The organism is Tenacibaculum profundi (assembly GCF_052050075.1).
In the GTDB taxonomy this organism is placed as follows: Bacteria; Bacteroidota; Bacteroidia; order Flavobacteriales; family Flavobacteriaceae; genus Polaribacter.
In genome coordinates this window covers 1,830,289-1,850,925 of sequence record NZ_CP197225.1, presented here as the reverse complement: position 1 = coordinate 1,850,925, position 20,637 = coordinate 1,830,289, and the positions used below count along the sequence as shown (strand labels likewise).

The 20,637-nt window shown below is 29.2% G+C and carries 12 protein-coding genes; 3 read left to right on the top strand and 9 right to left on the bottom strand.

The window, feature by feature from the left end; translation table 11 throughout:
* Nucleotides 1–175: 175 nt before the first annotated feature.
* Nucleotides 176–2,269, top strand: coding sequence for a phosphate acetyltransferase (gene pta, locus ACSIGE_RS07550; RefSeq protein WP_440882145.1), 2,094 nt, complete (start codon nucleotides 176–178; stop codon nucleotides 2,267–2,269).
* 12 nt (nucleotides 2,270–2,281) lie between these two features.
* Nucleotides 2,282–3,466 carry an acetate/propionate family kinase gene (locus tag ACSIGE_RS07545; protein ID WP_440882144.1) on the top strand — a complete coding sequence of 395 codons (1,185 nt, stop codon included), beginning with the start codon at nucleotides 2,282–2,284 and terminating at the stop codon, nucleotides 3,464–3,466.
* 56 nt (nucleotides 3,467–3,522) lie between these two features.
* Here ACSIGE_RS07545 and galE read toward each other — a convergent pair whose 3' ends face one another.
* From galE to pelF, 7 genes are all read right to left on the bottom strand, one after another.
* Nucleotides 3,523–4,533 (bottom strand): UDP-glucose 4-epimerase GalE, encoded by a 1,011-nt coding sequence (gene galE / locus ACSIGE_RS07540; protein ID WP_440882143.1) that lies wholly within the window; start codon nucleotides 4,531–4,533, stop codon nucleotides 3,523–3,525.
* 79 nt (nucleotides 4,534–4,612) lie between these two features.
* Complete coding sequence (locus tag ACSIGE_RS07535) at nucleotides 4,613–5,743, bottom strand: DegT/DnrJ/EryC1/StrS family aminotransferase (protein ID WP_440882142.1); 1,131 nt, start codon at nucleotides 5,741–5,743, stop codon at nucleotides 4,613–4,615.
* A 66-nt stretch (nucleotides 5,744–5,809) separates the two neighbouring features.
* Nucleotides 5,810–9,544, bottom strand: coding sequence for a DUF2194 domain-containing protein (locus ACSIGE_RS07530; protein ID WP_440882141.1), 3,735 nt, complete (start codon nucleotides 9,542–9,544; stop codon nucleotides 5,810–5,812).
* Nucleotides 9,545–9,654: 110 nt separating this feature from the next.
* A complete protein-coding gene (locus tag ACSIGE_RS07525) occupies nucleotides 9,655–11,367 on the bottom strand; it encodes a hypothetical protein (RefSeq protein WP_440882140.1) in 1,713 nt (570 codons plus the stop codon).
* A gap of 268 nt (nucleotides 11,368–11,635) precedes the next feature.
* Nucleotides 11,636–12,325 (bottom strand): endo alpha-1,4 polygalactosaminidase, encoded by a 690-nt coding sequence (locus ACSIGE_RS07520; RefSeq protein WP_440882139.1) that lies wholly within the window; start codon nucleotides 12,323–12,325, stop codon nucleotides 11,636–11,638.
* A 100-nt stretch (nucleotides 12,326–12,425) separates the two neighbouring features.
* Entirely contained in the window at nucleotides 12,426–14,021 is a 1,596-nt protein-coding gene (locus ACSIGE_RS07515) for a hypothetical protein (protein ID WP_440882138.1), read from the bottom strand.
* Nucleotides 14,018–15,556 (bottom strand): GT4 family glycosyltransferase PelF, encoded by a 1,539-nt coding sequence (gene pelF / locus ACSIGE_RS07510; protein WP_440882137.1) that lies wholly within the window; start codon nucleotides 15,554–15,556, stop codon nucleotides 14,018–14,020. Before pelF ends, ACSIGE_RS07515 begins: the two co-directional genes overlap by 4 nt.
* A 210-nt stretch (nucleotides 15,557–15,766) precedes the next feature.
* Between pelF and ACSIGE_RS07505 the strand changes: the two genes are divergently transcribed.
* The gene (locus ACSIGE_RS07505; RefSeq protein WP_440882136.1) at nucleotides 15,767–18,148 is read left to right on the top strand and encodes a penicillin acylase family protein; all 2,382 of its coding nucleotides are present in this window, start codon (nucleotides 15,767–15,769) and stop codon (nucleotides 18,146–18,148) included.
* Nucleotides 18,149–18,205: 57 nt separating this feature from the next.
* Here the strand turns inward: ACSIGE_RS07505 and ACSIGE_RS07500 are convergent, their stop codons facing one another.
* Nucleotides 18,206–19,576: an aldehyde dehydrogenase gene (locus ACSIGE_RS07500; protein ID WP_440882135.1), complete on the bottom strand. Its 1,371-nt coding sequence runs from the start codon at nucleotides 19,574–19,576 to the stop codon at nucleotides 18,206–18,208.
* Nucleotides 19,566–20,615, bottom strand: a complete 1,050-nt coding sequence (locus ACSIGE_RS07495) for an alkane 1-monooxygenase (RefSeq protein WP_440882134.1) — start codon at nucleotides 20,613–20,615, stop codon at nucleotides 19,566–19,568. The genes ACSIGE_RS07500 and ACSIGE_RS07495 overlap by 11 nt, the downstream gene beginning before the upstream one ends.
* Nucleotides 20,616–20,637: the final 22 nt, after the last annotated feature.

The window sequence follows — 20,637 nt, the reverse complement described above, 5'->3', positions numbered from 1 at the left end:
AGTGAAATTATTTCACTGGTTTTTGTTGATATTTTTAACTTTACTTTAGAGTTATACTATTTTTAGAAAAGGACGTTTATTATCTTTGTATCTGAATTTCTCATTTCCTATTAAAATGAGTTTTTTAGTTCGTATACCTATAAAAACACATTTAATTATACTTATCTCCTAAACCATGAATAAAGCAATATATATAGCAGCATCAGAAACTAATTCTGGTAAGTCTATGCTTACCCTTGGATTGATGCAATTACAACTTAGAAACCATCCTAAGGTTGGCTATTTTAGGCCTATAATCGATAATCCTGATATGGGAATCAAAGATAACCATATCAATACCGTTTTAACTTATTTTAATCTTAGTATAGATTATGAAGATTCATACGCTTATACACGTTCAGAGTTGGTTAATAAAATTAATCAGGGAGAAGAGGATGAAGTTATCAATAAAATCATAGAGAAATATAAAAAACTTGAAGAAAAGTTTGATTATATAATAATTGAAGGATCAGATTTTTCTGATCATGCAGCAATTATAGAAATGGATTTAAATATCTTAATAGCTAAAAATCTAGGAGTTCCCGTAATTATTGTCTCAGGAGGGAATGGAAAAAGCTTATTAGATTTTATTCAGGGATTACGTTTAACGTACGATTCTTTTACGAATAAAGACGTAGAAGTTATAGCTGTTGTAGCTAATAAAGTACAAGAAAAAAATATACCTATTATTTTACAAAAAGTTGGAGCTAGTTTACCCAAGTCTGTATCAATAAATGCAATACCAGTAGACAACAAATTAAATAATCCATCAATAAAAGAGATTTTAAAGGGTATTGATGGTAACGTGTTATTTGGAGATAAATATCTTAATAATACTACTGGAGATATTAAAGTTGGAGCAATGCATTTATCTAAATTTTTAAATCATTTAACTGATGATTGCGTTGTTGTGACTCCTGCAGATAGATCAGATATTTTACTTGGAACATTACAAGCAAATATATCAAGTAACTACCCTTCTGTTTCTGCTATTATTTTAACAGGTGGTATTGATTTAAGTTCGTCGGTAATAAAGCTTATTAAAGGGCTAGAAAAAATTGTTCCTATATTGTGGGTACAAGAAGGTACATTTAGTGTTACAGCGAAGTTAGGTACTATTCGATCACATATTTACGCGGATAATCAAAGTAAAATAAAGATGTCGATAAACATGTTTGAAACATATGTAAATACGACAACATTAAAAGAGAAATTAGTTAGTTATAAAAAGTCAAATGTTGTAACACCTAGTATGTTTCAGTATAACCTTTTACAAATGGCTAAAAAGGAAAGAAAACATATTGTATTACCTGAGGGAGCCGATGACCGTATATTAATAGCAACATCTCAGCTTCAAAAAAATGATTTAATAGATCTCACAATTTTAGGTAATAAAATCAACATAGAAGCTTCTATTAAAAGGTTAAATATTTCATTTGACTTTAAAAAAACACGAATCATAAATCCAATAAATTCAGACTATTTTAAAGATTTTGCGCTTACACTTTATGAGCTAAGAAAACATAAAGGAATAAATTTAGCTATGGCAGAGGATTTGATGGCAGATGTTTCGTATTTTGGTACAATGATGGTATATAAAGGGTATGTAGATGGTATGGTGTCAGGGGCAGCCCATACAACCCAGCATACAATAAAACCTGCATTACAATTTGTGAAAACTAAACCAGGCTTTTCTGTAGTTTCTTCTATATTTTTTATGTGTTTGGAAGATAGAGTATCAATTTTTGGTGATTGCGCTATTAACCCTAATCCAACTGCAGATGAGTTAGCTGAAATTGCTATTTCAGCAGCAGATACGAGTATTGCATTTGGAATAGATCCTAAAATAGCTTTATTGTCATATTCATCAGGAGCTTCTGGAAAGGGAGAAGATGTTGATAAGGTAAGAGAAGCAATGCAGATTGTTTTAAAAAGAAGATCCGACCTAAAAGTTGAAGGCCCTATTCAGTATGATGCTGCTGTAGATCCATCAGTAGGGAAGAAAAAAATGCCTAACTCGGAGGTAGCTGGGCAGGCAAATGTGTTGATATTTCCAGATCTAAATACAGGAAACAATACCTATAAAGCCGTTCAGAGAGAAACTGGTGCATTAGCAATAGGTCCGATGTTACAAGGTTTGAATAAACCAGTTAATGATTTAAGTAGAGGGTGTACAGTTGATGATATTTTTAATACAGTTATACTAACGGCTATACAGGCACAAGGATAAAACGTTTAAAAAATGAAAATTTTAGTAATAAATTCAGGAAGCTCTTCAATTAAATATCAATTGTTTATGATGCCCGACCAGCAGGTCATATGTTCAGGGATAGTTGAAAGAATAGGGTTAGAGAACAGTAAGGTCCAATATGAAGTAGCAGATGAATATATAGAAGAAGTTACAAATATAGAGAATCATAAAAAAGGTCTTGAAAAGGTAGTAAAGATGTTGCTTGATAAGAAAAACGGAGTCATTAATTCTACTAGTGAAATTAAAGTTGTAGGTCACAGAGTGGTTCATGGAGGGGTTTCTTTCACAGAAACTAAAGAAGTAAATCAAGAAGTAAAAAATAAAATTAGAGAGTTATTCTATTTAGCACCACTACATAATCCAGCAAATTTAGAAGGCATTAATGTGGCTGAAGATCTTTTCAGAGAGGCACGTCAAATTGCCGTTTTTGACACCTCATTTCATCAAACAATTCCAGAAAAAGCCTATAAATATGCAATACCTAATCATTTTTTTGAGGATAATAATGTTCGTTTGTATGGGTTTCATGGAACTAGCCACAAATTTGTTTCCGAGCAAGCTATTGAATATTTGAATAAAAAAAAGTCAAAAATTATAACTATACATTTAGGAAATGGTTGTAGTGTGACAGCAATTAATGATGGAAGGAGTATTGATCATAGTCTTGGTTTTGGTCCTGCTACAGGTTTAATTATGGGAACTAGAAGTGGTGATATTGATCACAGCCTAATTTTTTATCTTATTGATTCGCTTGGCTATACTGCAGAAGAAGTTAATAATATACTTCAAAAAGAAAGTGGAATGCTAGGGTTAACAGGTTTCAGTGATTTAAGAGATATTGAGACAGAAGCTAATAATGGAGATAAGCGTTGTCTTTTAGCATTGGAAATGAACGCTTACAGAGTGAAGAAATATATTGGTTCTTATTTTGCTGCTTTAAATGGATTAGATGCTATTATTTTCACTGCAGGAGTAGGAGAAAATTCAGAGAAAATGAGAGCGTTAATATGTAAAGAGATGGAAGGCTTAGGAATCTTATTAGACGAGAAAATAAACGCCCAACGATTTAAAAAGCTTACAGAAATTAACACAGAAGAATCTCCAGTAAAAGTACTCGTTATTCCAACAAATGAGGAGTTGGAGATCGCTAATCAAGCATTTGAGTTACTTAAGTAGCAAAGTTAAAGAAATTATAAAAAAAGCTTCAAGTTATTTAAACTTGAAGCTTTTTTTTATGATTGATTTTGTTGCCATTTCCAAGCAGACTCTAAAGCATCGTCTAGAGTTTTTTCAGATTGCCAGTTAAGCTCTTTTTTTGCAAGTGTTGTATCTGCATAAGCAGCGGTAATATCACCATTTCTTCTGCCAACAATTTTATAGTTCAATTTTTTAGAAGATACTTTTTCAAAAGATTTAACAACATCTAAAACAGAACTACCTTTACCTGTACCCACATTGAAAAATTCAAAGTTAGTTTTGTTCTTTTTATTTAACAATCGTTTAAGTGCAGCAATATGGGCTTTTGCTAAATCAACGACATGAATATAGTCTCTTATGGCTGTTCCATCTTCAGTAGGATAATCATCACCAAAAATAGAAAGTTCCTTTCTTATTCCTACAGCAGTTTGGGTAACAAAAGGAATCAGGTTTTGAGGAACCCCTAATGGTAACTCCCCAATTTTTATGCTTTCATGTGCGCCAATTGGATTGAAATAACGTAATGCAATTGCATTAAAATTATAAGCAGCGCAAGATTCACGTATAATTTCTTCTCCAATTTGTTTAGTATTTCCATAAGGTGACTCTGCAACTTTTATTGGTGCTTTTTCTGTGATAGGTAATTCATCAGCCTGACCATAAACAGTACATGATGAGCTAAATATAAAATTATCTATATTTCGATCTCTAATTTCTTGCAAGATATAAACTAAACTGGATATATTATTTTCATAATAATCTAATGGCTTTTCAACACTTTCACCAACCGCTTTAAATGCAGCAAAGTGGATAATTCCGTCAATTTTAGTGGTTTCAAATAATTTCTTTACGTCAGATTTATTTTTTAGATCTAATTGATGAAAGTCTGGTTTTTTACCTGTAATTTGAGTGATATTATCTAGGACTTCTATTCTTGAGTTGGATAAATCATCTACAATGATAACATTAAAGCCAACGTTATGGAGCTCTACAACAGTATGTGAGCCGATAAAGCCTAATCCACCTGTTACTAGAATATTGTTCATATTTTTTAATTTTTAGAGGTTGAAGGAAAAAAAATAGGGTTTTAATTTTAATTAGGCATGTATGTTTTTAATTTATGTTTTATTTATTTAAAAAAGTTAAAACAGCTTGACTTATAAAATTTAACTGTTCAGCATCAAGCTCTGTATGCATAGGCAATGAAATAACTTCATTAACTAATTGATTTGTACCAGTGAAGTCCTTTTCATTATAACGACTATTCTTATAAGCTTTTTGGGCATGAAGTGGAACGGGATAATAAATAGCATTTGGAATATTTTTATCAATCAGGTACTTATGAAGTTCATCTCTTCTCTGGTTAGTAATTCTTAGTGTGTATTGATGAAAGACATGAGTTGAAAATTTACTGATTTTCGGAGTAATAATATTCGGATGATCTTTGAATGCGTTTGAATAAAATTCAGCAGCTTTTTTTCTAGTATTACAATAGCTATCTAGGTAAGGTAATTTTGCCTTTAAAACAGCAGCTTGCAAACTATCTAATCGAGAGTTTACGCCAACTACATCATGGTAATATCTTTTATACATTCCATGGTTTACGATTCCTCTTAGCTTATGTGCAAGATTATCATTATCAGTGAAAATAGCTCCTCCATCTCCATAACAACCTAAATTTTTTGAAGGAAAAAATGAAGTTGTTCCAACATGACCAATTGTTCCGGCTTTCTTTACCGTCCCATCACTAAAAGTATAGTTAGCACCTATTGCTTGAGCATTATCTTCGATAACAAATAAATCATGTTCTTTAGCAATTTCAAGTATTGCTTCCATATTTGCACATTGCCCGAACAAATGAACAGGTACTATAGCTTTAGTTTTAGGAGTAATTGATCTTTTTAAAGCTTCAATATTCATATTGAAAGTATCCACTTCTACATCCACCAAAACAGGAGTTAATCTTAATAGTCCAATGACTTCAACAGAAGCTGCAAAAGTAAAATCAACAGTAATAACTTCATCACCTGGCTTTAAACCAAGAGCCATCATTGCAATTTGTAATGCATCTGTGCCATTTGCGCAAGGAATAGCATGTTTAACATTTAAATATTTTTCCAAGTCAGATTGAAATTCTTTGACATATGGACCATTTATATATGCTGAAGAGTTTAATATCTCCTCAAATGATGTATTAACAACGTCTTTGATCTTTTGATATTGACCTTGTAAGTCAACCATTTGTATTTTTTTCATTATATGCGTTTTATCATATCAAAAATACAACTATAATCTGTCTTTATATGAATTCAATTAAGTTGTTTAGTGTATATAATATGATAATCCAATATTAAGTGTATTTGAGTAGTATAAATCGTGATTATATAGTTCCCCATTAAAGTTTACAGTAAAATATTTTTGTAAATGAAAATTAATCTTTGCTCGATATCTAGAAAAGTAAGATGAGTAACTATCATAGAAATACATACCATCAATAAGTATGAATGTTTTGTCAATATCAGAATTTAACTGGTATTGTAGCCCTCCTCCTGAAAAATGTCTATTAATTGTCATCCAATAAGGAATTCCTTCCGAATTGGTTGATCCGAATGAATGTGAGCTTTCAAGAACTGTTCTGAAAGTATTACCTCCATAATTGATGATGGGGTAGTTTACAGATAAAGATATGGTTGTGTCAAAATTGTCGTCGGTGTAATAATTCCCTTCAAGAAATGATGATGCATTGATTTTATTTTCAAAGTTTTTTTCATAATATATATTCAGGGTGTTAGCATACATATAATTTTCAAGACCAATATTATTTCTGAGAGGAGTAGCTGTATATTCAGCTGATAAAAAACTATTAGCTACATTATAATTAATTTGAGTATTAAAATTATAAAAATACTTGTTTCTATCGGTTTCAAAACCAAATGAACCTGAATATTGAAATTGTTGATTAAATAATCTTGAACTTTCAAACTTATAATTAAACCCATATAGTGAAATATTTTCCTCTTTATTATTCATAATATCATTCACAGATGATTGTGTAAAAGAAAAGTTATGTGCATTTTGTTTCCTGTTAACAAAACTATAAGTGATTTTTTTATCAAAGTTGTTTATATCGTTTCTATTGGTAGTCAAAGAAGATTCAAAATTATAGAGGTTATTTTCTTCTAACATAACTATTCGATGAATGCTATCTCTTATTTTTTTATATAAAAATGAGTCATCGTTTACTAGTTTTTTGTGAATATTTCTATCTTGGTAAAGATAAAATACATTCATTTTTTTTTGGATAGATTTGTATTCATGATGAGAATTGGGAATTTTAGTGGCAATTTCCCAAGCTTTCATAAACATATCCCTAGCAAGATAAAGGTCAATCATTGTTTTGTCTGCGATTAACTTTTCATCTTCAGACTTATATTTGTATGTTAAATAAAAAGAGTTTAATTGCTTGTATTTTTTTGCTTCAAATAACCAGTGCATTTGCGTGTCAATTGTTATTTTATTTGAAATCGATGCCCATTCTAAAGCTTTTAATAAATAACCTTGCTCATAAAAGTACCAAGCTAGTTCACTAGCAAAATATTTGTATTTAGTGCTTAATGGTATTTTCAGAAGGACTGCTAATTTATCACTACTGTTATTCCATAAATAGGAAGAAATAAAGGCAATTCTATTTTCAATACTTGGATTTAACTCTGCAATCAATTTTAATTTTTTTTGAATTGATTCTATATTATTTTTAGTATTATTATTTTTAATATAATCTTTCAATAGCTTAATTTTTAATTGAAGACTGTCAGCTGTTATTATTTTTCGTTGTAACCAGTTTGTTCTAATTTTTTCCGAAGGATACCAAATAATTTTAGCCATAGCTTCAGATAAGGAAGAGGCTTCATAATTTTGGTGCTTGTAATAGTAGCTTTCTAAATCATTCCAAAAAATAAGCTCTTCTTTTGTCCATGAAGAATATTTTGCGTATTCCTTCCAAGTATCGATTGATAATTTAGTCTGTTGAAATATTTTTTTTCTTAATGATTCTATTTTCTTTTTTAATAAGTCTCTTGAAGTTTCTTTATGATTGAGGTAATTACGATATTCAGATAAATAATATTCTTTGTCAAAATTATTATACCTTCTATTCAGTATAGGAATGCTAATTTTTCCATTCGATGTTTTTATATTTACAATAAAACCCTCGAATAAAGTGGTTTTAGAAAATATATAATTATTGTTTTTTAAGTATTGAAATAGTTGGTTTGATTTGCTTTTCGAAGTATAAACAAACCAATTGTGCTCTTTTTCTGAGGAAGTTAAATTTTGAACAGAATAGAATTCATCAATTATTTTATGTTTGAAATCATCAGCTCTTAAATCAGCGACTAACTTTCCTCCATTTTTCACATCGGGAAATTTAGTTAATGGATAATTTTCACAATGTTTTTTTATCAACTCCTCAAAGGCAGTTAGCATTCCAGGTTGATTTTGGTTATTTATTTTTCTCCAATTTAGCCCTAATTCATTTCTAAAACTAAATTTCCCTTTTGTTTTTAAATTTCCCATTGCAGGAATTTGATAAATATCATCAGAATGCACGAAGTGAGACCAAATTCCAGTATATAGAAACATAGATTCTTTTAAATATTTTTTAAAATTATTCATATAAAATCCAGAGGTATTTCTTGGGAAATCAAACATTTCATGTGTGTAAGGCTCAGGATTGAATTCTCTATCACCTCCTTTCTTTAAATGCCCAGTATATAGGCTACACATATATTTTAGCGAAGGTAAACCCTCATGTAAAGCAATAACACCTTTTTTATCAATATAGTTGGATGGGGGGATGTAAGATATTGGATGATGACCATATCCACTAATATCCCACATTTTTTTTACAGTATTCATTGCAATTATAATGTTTTCATAGTTCCAACTTTTTTCTAATAGCGATACATGATTGTATCCGTGAATTCCGAGTTCATGGTTTTCCTTCAATACACTTTGAGTAATTTTGTGAGGTATGGGAATAAAATTTTCTCTGGCTAAATTCCATTGTTTGTATGAAAAAGGAGGTTCTACATTTTCATCGTAGTCAAAAATAATGGTTGTAGTATATTTGATATTATATTTTTTTGCTAGAGCTAGCATATCTGGCCACCAAATATCCCTAACAAATTTTTGATTAGAAATATTATATTCACTTAGAATAGGTTCTTTTATAAAAGGATATACAGGACTTGGAAAATCATCCAAAAAAATAGCATTAACATTTGCAATGGGGTATGGAATACCCTCAAGAGATGATAGAATACAAGGGAAAATCAAACCTCTTTCGTATTTTGAAATTTCGAAAGTAGTATTAAAAAGAATTACTTTCCCTAGTCCAATTTTATTTTCAAGAATAACGGGATAATTCTTATCGTTTACAGAGGTTAATACCGTTTTTACATTCTCATTAAAACTACTTTTGTTTAGGCCATAGTGAATTATATCTTCGAAAATAGCAACATTATTTAGGTTTGGAGTGAAGTTATTATTGAATAATATTCCTTTAGCTGAAGTATTATAATTATGTAATGATTTTTTTTCAGATAAACCAATTAAATAGTTTAAACGTTGATCCTCTGGTGTATTAGTAACTATTATAGTTCCCCCTTTTGCGGTGAAACAGACTAATTTTTCTATTATTTTTTGTGGGAAATTATCTGTTTTATTTAGAAAAATAATTTTTAAGCTATTGGGAATGTAAAAATCTTTTGATATCGTAGCTTTTTTAATGGGGATGTAGGAAAAGGGAATTTTTGTATAATCGCATAATTGTTTGATATGAGAAAGAACGTTGTCATTACTCTCTAAATCACCTATGAAGCTAATTATTGGAGCTTCTTTATTGATAAAAAAGTTACTTTTTGAAAATTTTTTTTCTATTGAAATAGTATTTGCTTTAGAGAAGATTTTTTCTTTAAAATAGACTCCATAGACAGAGAAAATAAAAAGAAACGTAGCGAGAATTAATTTTATGGATTGACCAGCTATTTTTTTCACATTTAATATTTTTAGTGCTTGTTTTTAGTTATGGAATTTCTAATCTCTCTTAAAATAATTTTTGCGAAGTCTTAGAATTCTTGGTGTTATTTTTTCTATTTAATATATAATTATCCTTCAAATCGATTATCGTAAAATAACATCTTATCTATATCACTACTGTTTTTTTTATTTGTTATTTTATATACTCTTACCCGATTAGTATTCATAAAGAGTAAAATATCCCTTCCTCGTGATTTTAAAACATTAATTATACGGTCGTTTTCTTTAAACTGATTTTCGGGAGTTAAAAAGCCAGTGCGGCTGATATTTTTATCTAAATCAAGAATTTCAAATATGAAAACACTGTTAGGGATAGTTGCTTCAGGATGTTTTTTAAGAAAGTCATTCTTTTTTCTATTTGTATGAAAAATAGAATCTTTATCAATATAAGTTTTATTCAGTTCATGATAATTTATAAAGAAATGATTGGATTCACTAAAAGGCATTGCTTTTTGTAGATTTGAGACCGCATAGCTATAGGGAAGATGGCTAGTTATTATTTTATCATAAACAGATAATAGTTGTCGATTTGTCTCATTTGACTCTTTAAGGTGCTTTAAACTAGTTTTTTGGTAATGATTTCCAATAAAAAATAGAATAAGTAAGATCAATAAGGCAGAACTTTCAGTATACTTTGAAGTGTTCCACTTGAAGTTGTTTAATAATATTTCAAAAACAGCTATTATAGCACAAACCGGTGTGAGAATACTTATGATTGGTAGAAGTAAATTTTTATCAATTAAAAAGTGATTAGTACGGTATAGGTTTACATACAGTAAGTATAAAATACATAATATTAAAGGAAAAAAATTTACACGATTATTAAAAATGTTGATTAATATTGTTATTATCGAAGAAAAAGATACTAAAAGAGTAATAGTATTAAAGTCAAACCTTGGATTTCCCATTTTTGTATAGTTTGAAACTTCGATAAAACTATTTTTTAGGAAAAAAAAGGTGTTGAATTCTCCAAATTCAAAAAGAAAAATAAAGCTACCAAGAATCAAAGTACCAATGATAATAGGTGAGAATAATAAGGTTATTTTTTGTTTTATTGGTTTATTGTTATCAAAAATAAAGAGTATTGAAACAAATGGTATTATTATTATTACAATTGAAGCAAAGTGAGTTAGTGCTATCGAAATAAATGAAAGACAAAGTAAAATAAAGTTTGTTCGAAATTTATAAAAATGTTGTTTTTTAGATATCTTAATAAAGATTGGTAATAAAATAATTAATACTGTAAATATTTTCCTATGTTGAAATATTAGGGTAATATCATTAGGTAAAATGTCAAAGTGCCCAGAGAGGAATAGCGATGTAAGAAATGGGAAAAAAACACTATTTGTTTTACTAATATTTTTTATTATGAAGTAAATAAGAATTGAAAGAATTATAATTTGTAATAAACCGAACATTTGTAAGCTCATACCTAGGCTAAGCTTAAAGAATTTACTTATTAAGCTAATAAGAGCATATTCTCCCATTTCTTGGTATTCGGTATTGAACCATTGTTGCTGTTCTATTAATGAGAGTTTATCAAAATCAGAGAACCAGTTTTCAGAGAATAGGAATAAGTCATTCTTGTAGAAATACATTCTCGAGACGTAGGTAATAATAATAATTAATAGGACAGAAACGAGATCATAAATTTCGTTGTTATCTAATTTTTTAGGACTGATATATCTTTTAAAATGTTTTTTCTTATTTGAAGATTCAATTAAACTAATGAATTCAGAGGTAGCTTTTTCAAACCCATCTTTCAATGTAGTAAGAATCATTTTGGGGGAATTAAAGTTATTTAAGTCAAAAACAAGAAAAATTAGAATACATATTAAATAATTGAATAAGTTAAAGGCTTGAACTGAAGTTAATATAAATACTAAAATAACACTAATCGACGTATATTTACTAATATTGAAAATTATGAAATAAGAAAATAAATCACTTCTTTTCTTTTTTACAGACTTTCTAATGAAATAGAAAATTAAGAAGGCAAAAATAAGTCTTATAAGCGCATAAAGAAAACTGTTTACATACATACCCATATTATTTAAACACTGGTTTAGTTTGTAAATCAATTTGTCCAATAAAGATGTCCCATTTAAATTTTTTCATTTTTCTGAGTATTTTATTTTTACCTTTTTTACTGTCCATATATTCAATTATGATAAAAGGTATATTGTATTCTTTTTCTATTTTTTTTATTAATGAAATTTTTGTTTTTAATTCGTTTTTAGCTCTAAATAGATATTTCTTTTGCTCAAAATCATATGCTGTTATAATAGATTCTATACCAATTGAGTTAATTAAACCATGTGTTTCATTTACTAGGTCAAGACCTGCATTTTGCATCAAAAAAATATTCGGATACACTTGCCTCAAGTTTTTTAAAAAAGAAATTAAGTAAGTTCGTAAATGTTTTTGTTTCCCATAATTTCCATAATTATCCACATTATCTAAAAATAGCCCATCAAACCCTTTGGTATTGATTTTATTGTTAATGTCTTCTAAAATTATTTTTTGAAGAGGTTTCTGCTTTATGTCAAGATAATAGCTATTCCAAATATTATTTTTTCCTGGAATAGTATAGGCTTTTCCTTTTTTGTAGAAAGAAGTGTATTTATTTATTTCGCCAATTGATATATAGGATAATACATATTGATTATGTTGCTTTAAAATAGCTACTTCTGCACTATTGTAATAGCTTGCTTCTATAATAACATACGTGTAGTTCATTATTTCATGAACAGGAACTTTTCCATAACATAAAAATACGTTATTACGATTTGCATAGGATTTTAGGAAGAAAAAATAACTAAAAAATAAAATCAAGTATTTATTGTGTAGCATAGTAGTCAATGTTTTTATAAACTTTTATATTTTCTTTAAAACTTACAATAGTTAAAAATACAGAGGCAATAAGCATTCCAAATACACTATCTTCATAAGATAATAATCGACTAAATAAGAGTCCAAAGGCTAAATTTATTGCACAAGACAATGAAAGAATTTGTAAAACTTCTTTCTGTCTTTTCATTGATAATAAGTATGAACAATTGAGCATACCACAACATAAGAATAAATAACCTAGAACTCCAATATTAGCAACTTTTATGTTTATTGTTTTTAAAGATTCGGTGAAAAAATAATTATACCCCCAGTTACCATAAAAAATATATAAAATAATTAGGTAGACAGGAACGGATGAGATAAATATAGTTGAAAGATTCTTAAGATATAATAAGCGAACTTTTTTCTTATATTTTTTTAGGTTATTGAAATTAGTTTTATTTTTTTGATTATTAAGAAGATTAAATATAGAGGTGTTTCCATATTCGAGTATTCCTGCAAGGAAAAGGAAGAAAATAATTGAAATATCCATACCAATTTCATAATCTTTTTCGTAATAAATTGGCATAAAAAAATTCCCAACTTTAGTGCTAGACCAAGCCACAATCCTATCTATGAAAAAAAATAAATTAATTAAAATACCATATTGAAAAGAATGAATATTATTATAAAATATAGCTCCTTTTTGGAATTTAATTTTGCTAGGTTGGCTATGCTTTATTTTTATTTTAAAGTATATTACAAGAAATAACATTACCGTTGATATAGCGATGATAAGACCAATAAAATGTAGTTGATATAAGTTTAGAAATGGGTTATTGATTAAAGGTAAACATATCCCAGTAGCAAGTATTGTTGCTAGCAATATTATTTTACGGTTTTTTACCACATGTAGGGGAGCAAAAACTAAGAAGAGCAAACCAACCCAAAAAGCATAAGCTCCAATAAGAAGTGCTGTTTTAATTGGATAGAAAGGTATAATTAGATTAATACAAAATAATATAAAAATACTTGAAATTATGAAAACACTCCCTTTTTTAAGCAATGAGAATGTCATTTTTTGAACTAATTGATAATCTTTGAGGTAAAAATGCCCGGACACTTGATTACCAATAACTTGTATAAATCCACCACTGATTATCATACCTATTATAATCCCTAAAACAACAACAGTTGATTGAACATGATTGAAGCCAGTGTATATATAAATAGAGAATCCGTAAGTAATAATTGATGTTAGTTGTATGGCAAAAGCAAGGAGGTATGACGTACTCAGAAAATATTGTTTAAAAAACAAATAGGCGCTAAGCGATATTCTTCTGTTTTTTTTTGTAGCTTCATTTTCATCTTCTAATTGTTTCTCATTTTTAATGTCAGTTTCAACATTCAATGTTAGTTCCTGATAAATATATTTTGAGAGTTCCCAAGAGTCATCATACCCAAAATCATTTTGAATATTCTTACTTTTTATTCCTAATGATTCTAGCGTAGCTACAACTACGTCAATAGATACTGGAGATCCGATTTTATTTTTAATTTTTTGCAGTAGTAGACGTTTACTTTCTTCAATATCTTCTATCATTTTTTAATATAAGAGGTTAGCTTTTTTGTAAGTGTTTTTGGTTGGGTTAAACTTTCGTAAGTATCTTCATAAGTTTGAATGATTTTATGAAGTGTAAAGTTTTCTAAAACTCTTTTTCGGGATTCAATCCCCATTTTTTTTCGTATTTCAGGATTGGAGAGCAAATAAAAAACTCGTTCACCTATGTTTTTATAATCTTTAGGATTACAAACAAACCCCGTTTTTTCCGTAATAGCTTCAGCAACTCCCCCAACGTCTGTCCCTACTACAGGAACCCCACAACTCATGGATTCTATTACAGTATATGGAAAGCCTTCTGAAATAGATGTCAAAATAGAAATGTCGCCTTCTAAAAAAGCTTTATTTGGTTGATTATGATGTCCAGCGAGTATGAAGTTTTCTTTTAATTTTAGCTCTTGTATTAAATCCTCACATTCTTGCACATACTCTAAGTCAGCTTTTTTGTCGCCGTATACAATGAATTGTACGTTGGGAATTTTATTTCTTACATAGTCACAGGTTTTAATCATTGTAATTATATCTTTCAATGCAAATATTCTTGCGATAGCAACAACTGTTGGAATATTTTTTAAATGATCAGGTTTTTCTCCTATTGTAAATCTATTTTCATCAACCCCGTTATAAATTACTTTGGATCGATCCTCACTTAAACCGTATCTAAACTCCCATTTTGTGTTGAATTTGTTCACGGAAGTAACAAGATCTGATCTTGTATAGGCGAGCTTACAAATAGATTCGGAGCATTTTATAATTAAGTTTTTCACGAAAAAAGAGAATGATGAACTGCTAATGTTAATCATATTTTCTCTAATAAACACGCCGTGTTCAGTAGACAAAATTTGAGCTTTGTATAGCTTTTTTGCAATTAATGCAGGTAAAATTGGGAGTCCAGCTAATGTAATGTGAACAATATCTACTTTTGGAATAGGAATCGTGAGGGGAAGTAATAGTTTGTTAATATATTGAAATGAAAACGATATATCACTTAAGATTAAGTTAGAAGATTTAAAATTAGATTTTATTATGACTTTTTTAAATTCTTCCCAAACTAATATATTTTTTACAGTAAGTTCATAATCGAATTTTTCAAAATATTCCCATAGTTCATAGATACTTTCTTCAAGTTTTTTTATGTCTCCGTTTTTATCAATTAAATTCGAAATAAAAGTTCTATAAGACTTGAGAAAGTTATATTTTATAATAGACCTATTCGTATTTCTTTTTTTTGAAACTATTTTTTTATACGAAATACCATAGTCTACTATATCATATAAATCGTAGGTAGCCCAAAGTGGTACTTGTATTATTTTTTTTACATTATCATGTATTTCATATTTTGGTTTTTCTTCATAGTGAGCATTCAAAGAATAGATAAGATAATCAACATTTTTTGTTAGATTACATAATGTGTGCGACCAGCTTGAGACCCCGCCATAGTTATATGGATACGTTCCTTCAGTGACAAGAAGGACCCTTTTTTTTTCAATCGGCTCTCTTACTTTTTTTAAATTCATTTTTTTATAATTTAAAATTCAAGAATAAGAGTCGGGGGGTGGCCAAATTTATATAAAAGCTTTTAGTTAGGGATTAAGGGTTTTTACTATATTTTCTTAAGTGTTTTTACTATTTTGTTGTTGTTGTGATTTTTTAGAATTTCGAGAATAAAATGAGTTTAAAAAAAGTGAAAAAGATATTTATATTTAGGAAAAGAAATTTTTTTATAAATGATTTTTAGTCGAAAAGTTCTTGGTCTTGTAGCATCCTTTCTAATAATAATGATGATTGGAAGCTTTTTTTTCTATAAAAAATTAAAGCCAATCTATAATGGTAAATTGAATTTAACGGGGATTTCAGATCTTGTGAAGGTTTATTTTGATGATATAGGTGTGCCTCATATCAATGCGAGTAATAGTATTGATGCCTACATTGCTTTAGGTTATGTTCATGCTCAGGATAGGTTATGGCAAATGGAGTTAACTAGAAGGGTTGCTGCAGGTAGATTAGCTGAAATTTTTGGAAAAGATTTTGTTTCAGTTGATAAATTTTTTTTAGGAATTGGAATTGAAGAAAGAATTGCACAAAATATTGAAAGGGTTAATCAAAATAGTTTATCTTTTAAAATGGCGATGGCTTATTTGAACGGGGTGAATCAATTTATAGAAAAAGGTCCTAAGCCTATAGAGTTTTATATGTTGGGCATTGATAAGGAAAAATATACACTTAAGGATATTTACAATGTTTTCGCATACATGGCATTTAGCTTTGCCTTGGCTCATAAAACAGATCCTATGCTAACGGCAATTAAAGAGAAGCTTGGGAAAAACTATTTGAAAGAATTGGTAGAAGCAGATTATTCTAACTTAACCTCCATAGAAAATTACAGTTGTGCCGAATCAAGTATTAAAATATCAAAAGCAATAAATACAATAATAGACAGATTACCAGTAGCTTCATTTATAGGGAGTAATTCATGGGTTATAGGTAAAGAAAAAACTAAATCAGGAAAAGTTCTTTTTGCGAACGATCCACATATCGCATATTCTCAACCTTCAGTTTGGTACCAATCCCATATAAAAACTCCAGATTATGAAATGTATGGGTATAATCTCGCGCTAACTCCTTTTCCGCTTCTCGGACATAATAGAAATTACGCTTATGGTGTAACTATGTTTCAAAATGATGACATTGACTTTTATGTTGAGGAAAATATAGAAAATGATGATATGTGTTATAAAACAAAGAACGGGATAGAAAAATATAAATTAATTAATAAGAGTATAAAAGTTAAAGGAGGTCAAACCATAAATTATCAAGTAAAATTTAGTCAACATGGTCCAATTATAAATAATCTTATAGATCATATTAAAGGTCCTCGTCCTATTTCTATGCAATGGATATACACAAAATTAGATAATGATTTACTTGAAGCAGCTTATCAGTTATCACATTCTAATTCAATTTCCCAATTTAAAAAAGGGGCAGCATTGTTACATTCGCCAGGATTGAATCTTATGTATGGTGATGTAAAGGATAATATAGCTTGGTTTGGAGCAGGAAAGCTTTATAAATATAGAGAGGGGCTTTATAGAAAAGTATTTTTAAACGGATTATCTGGGAAAGATGAAATTATAGAATTTTTAGAGTTCGATAAGAATCCACAAGCAATTAACCCTGAATGGGGATATGTTTATTCTGCAAATAATCAGCCAGATTCTATAGCAGGTATTTTATATCCAGGGTATTACTTGCCAGAAGATAGAGCCAAAAGAATAGTAGATTTATTGAAAGATAAAAGTGGTTTTACCAAAGAAGATATGATCAAGATGATCTGTGATATTAGATCCGTTACGGCGCCTGATATTATTGATAAAATGTTTAGTTGTATTAGTAGCCAAGATTTATCGGAGAAAGAGCTAAAAGTGTTACATTTACTAAAAGCATGGAATGGGGATTTTGGAAAAAATAATATTGAGCCTGTTATTTACAATAGAGTTAGGTATGAGTTTATGAAAAATACATTTAAAGATGAGATGAAGGATGTTTTTTATCAATTTATGAATACACCATTTGAGGAGAAGGTTTTAGCTAATCAAGTTAAAAAAGAGGAGTCTATTTGGTGGGATGATCTAAATACTAAAAATAAAAAAGAGACTAAAAAAGATATTGTCTTGATATCTTTTAAAAAAGGGGTTGAGTTTCTTGAAAATCAATTGGGAAAGAATATTGAAGAATGGAAATGGAAAAGAGTAGCTTCGGTTGAACATGAACATGTAATAGGAAAACTAGGAGGTATTTTTAGGAAGATATTTAATGTAGGGCCCTACCAGCCAAATGGAGGTGATCAAGTCATAAATAATAAAATATACAATATAGATAGTACAGGATATTATAAGGTTTATGCAGGTCCATCAACAAGAAGGATAATTGATTTTTCGAATATAGAAAATAGTATATCAATAATCCCTACCGGGCAATCAGGGAATATATTTAGTCCTTATTATAGAGATCAAAAAGAAAAATACCACAATGGATTATTTGTAAAAATGAAATTGAATCAAACAGAAATTGAAAATTCGAAAAATATTCTTGTTTTTCTGCCTGACTAAGCCTAAAATATAAAATTGATTGTGTCTACAATATTTTCGTTTTTGTATCAGAGATATTTATCCAAATTTCATTAAGGTTTTTAGTTGCTTTAATTTACCTTTGTATGGAGCATATCTAGTTTGTATATCTAGCCAGTTAGCTCTAAATACTATGCCTTTTTGGTGTGTAAATGTATTGAAAGATCTTTTTCCGTGGTAGCTTCCCATTCCACTTTTACCAACTCCACCAAAAGGAAGTCTGTGATTTACAAAATGAACTGTAGTGTCGTTAATTGTTCCTCCGCCAAAAGAGTATTTAGATATCATTTGATTTACAAAACTTTTCTTTTTGGAAAATACATAAAAAGCAAGTGGTTTATCATTTTGCGATACGATTTTGTCAATTTTACTGATGCTAGAATAGGAGATTATTGGAAGGATTGGTCCGAAAATTTCTTCTTGCATAACCTTACTATTTAATTCAGGTTCATCAATAAGGGTTGGTGATATATAAAGATCTTTCTCATTAATTTGACCTCCTAAGATAATTTTATGCTCCATCATCTTGCGTAACCTGTTAAAATTAAAAGAGTTAATAATTCTAGGAAAATCTTGAGAAAGTTCTGGATTTTCTCCGTAGGCTTCCCGTAACTCTTGTTGAAAATAAGTAATAAATTTTTCTTTAACAGAAGTATGGATTAATATATAATCCGGAGATATACAGGTTTGACCACAATTTATAAACTTACCCCACAAAATTCTTTTAGCTGCGAGTTTTAAATTTGCTGACTCATCAATTATACAAGGGCTCTTACCACCAAGTTCTAAAGTTATGGGAGTAAGGTGTTCTGCTGCAGCTTTTGCTACTATCTTACCGATTGAAGTGCTTCCTGTAAAAAAAATATAGTCCCAGCGAATTTTTAATAATTTTTCTGATACAGAGGCATCTCCTTCAATAACACTAACATGTTCTGGAGAGAATACATTTTCAATAATTTTTCGAATAATACTACTCGTATTAGAAGTATGTTCTGAAGGTTTAAGAAGTACTGTGTTTCCGGCAGCAATAGCTCCAATAAGAGGTGCGAAGGCCAATTGAAAAGGATAGTTCCAAGGAGATATTATAAGTGTGTTTCCATAGGGTTCTTTATAAATTTTAGCAATGGATGGAAAGTTTAAAAGAGAGGGAAGTGTTTTTTGAGGCTTACTCCATTTTTTTATATTTCGAAGTGTTAGATTTAGTTCTGCAATGATGACTGATGTTTCTGTCATAACAGTTTCGTATTCTGACTTCCCAAAGTCACTATTGATGGCATTAATTATTTCTTTTTCTTTTTCTTTAATTTCATGAAGGAGCTTTTTTAGTGAATTTTTTCTGAAAGAGACATCTTTCGTTTTGTGTGATAGAAAAAAGCTTTTTTGTTTTTGTACTATTTTATTAATATTCATTATTTTTTTGTAGTGCTTGAAGTTTTTTATTCATTAGTTTAAACCATAGAGGAGGAAATAGAGCTAGAATCATCATTCCAGGATAACCTGTTGGCATTTGTGGACTCTCAACTAATGATTTAAGTAGTTGATAATGTTTGCTTCCATTGTAGTGATGATCTGAATGTCTAGACAGGTTAAATAAAATGTATTTACTTATTACATGATCAGAGTTCCATGAATGGATTCTTTTTACTCGTTCATATCGCCCACTTTTGTTTTGTTTTCTTAATAACCCGTAATGTTCTATATAATTAACAGTTTCTAATAGTAAAATGCCAATGATTGCAGCTAAGATAAAAGCAAATAATGATTTAATACTCAAAAAGTAAAAAATTTGAAAAATTAGTGCTAGTGAAGCAATGGTGTATATCACCATTCTGTTCTGATAGTGATACCAAGGTTTGTTATTTAGGAGAAGTTTCTTGTTTTCTAATATCCACGCTTGATAATAACTTTGGAAATGGGAACGTATCCAGAATATGTAAACATTCTCATTTCGTCTGGCGGTTGCTGCATCTTTCTTAGTAGCAACATTAAAATGATGTCCTGCGTTGTGATAAGGTAGAAAATGCATGTTGAGGGAGCTAAGTAATAGAACTTCTCCAATCAATATATCCATTCTATTATTTCTGTGCCCCAGTTCGTGCCCGACATTAATACCAATAACGCCACACATCATTCCCATGGAGGTTATTTTACCAATAAAATCTATTAGCGGTATGTTTTGATGATGTACAAAAATTAAAAACCATAAAAGGAAAAATAGGTGTAGTGTAGCAGCTAAGTAAAGAATGTGAGTATAAAATTTATTGTTTTTTTCAACTTCTTCTTCTTCCTCATTAAAATTGTTGTTTTTTGGTTTAAAAAATAGTTCTAGTAACGGAACTATAATGAAAAATGTGATCACTGGTAAGAATGTCAACCATCCATTTTGAATGAAAGAAATTGACACGGTTATAGGCAGTGTTAAGAAAAGAAGATATTTAATAGCACGCATCCATAATATTTTCTTAAATATA

What these genes read in the sequence shown, in the direction of transcription:
- galE (WP_440882143.1), bottom strand. Translation starts at nt 4,533, where the DNA reads ATGAACAATATTCTAGTAACAGGTGGATTAGGCTTTATCGGCTCACAT.
- ACSIGE_RS07545 (WP_440882144.1), top strand. Translation starts at nt 2,282, where the DNA reads ATGAAAATTTTAGTAATAAATTCAGGAAGCTCTTCAATTAAATATCAA.
- ACSIGE_RS07525 (WP_440882140.1), bottom strand. Translation starts at nt 11,367, where the DNA reads ATGATTCTTACTACATTGAAAGATGGGTTTGAAAAAGCTACCTCTGAA.
- ACSIGE_RS07500 (WP_440882135.1), bottom strand. Translation starts at nt 19,576, where the DNA reads ATGAATATTAATAAAATAGTACAAAAACAAAAAAGCTTTTTTCTATCA.
- ACSIGE_RS07505 (WP_440882136.1), top strand. Translation starts at nt 15,767, where the DNA reads ATGATTTTTAGTCGAAAAGTTCTTGGTCTTGTAGCATCCTTTCTAATA.
- pta (WP_440882145.1), top strand. Translation starts at nt 176, where the DNA reads ATGAATAAAGCAATATATATAGCAGCATCAGAAACTAATTCTGGTAAG.
- ACSIGE_RS07495 (WP_440882134.1), bottom strand. Translation starts at nt 20,615, where the DNA reads ATGCGTGCTATTAAATATCTTCTTTTCTTAACACTGCCTATAACCGTG.
- ACSIGE_RS07535 (WP_440882142.1), bottom strand. Translation starts at nt 5,743, where the DNA reads ATGAAAAAAATACAAATGGTTGACTTACAAGGTCAATATCAAAAGATC.
- ACSIGE_RS07515 (WP_440882138.1), bottom strand. Translation starts at nt 14,021, where the DNA reads ATGATAGAAGATATTGAAGAAAGTAAACGTCTACTACTGCAAAAAATT.
- pelF (WP_440882137.1), bottom strand. Translation starts at nt 15,556, where the DNA reads ATGAATTTAAAAAAAGTAAGAGAGCCGATTGAAAAAAAAAGGGTCCTT.
- ACSIGE_RS07520 (WP_440882139.1), bottom strand. Translation starts at nt 12,325, where the DNA reads ATGAACTACACGTATGTTATTATAGAAGCAAGCTATTACAATAGTGCA.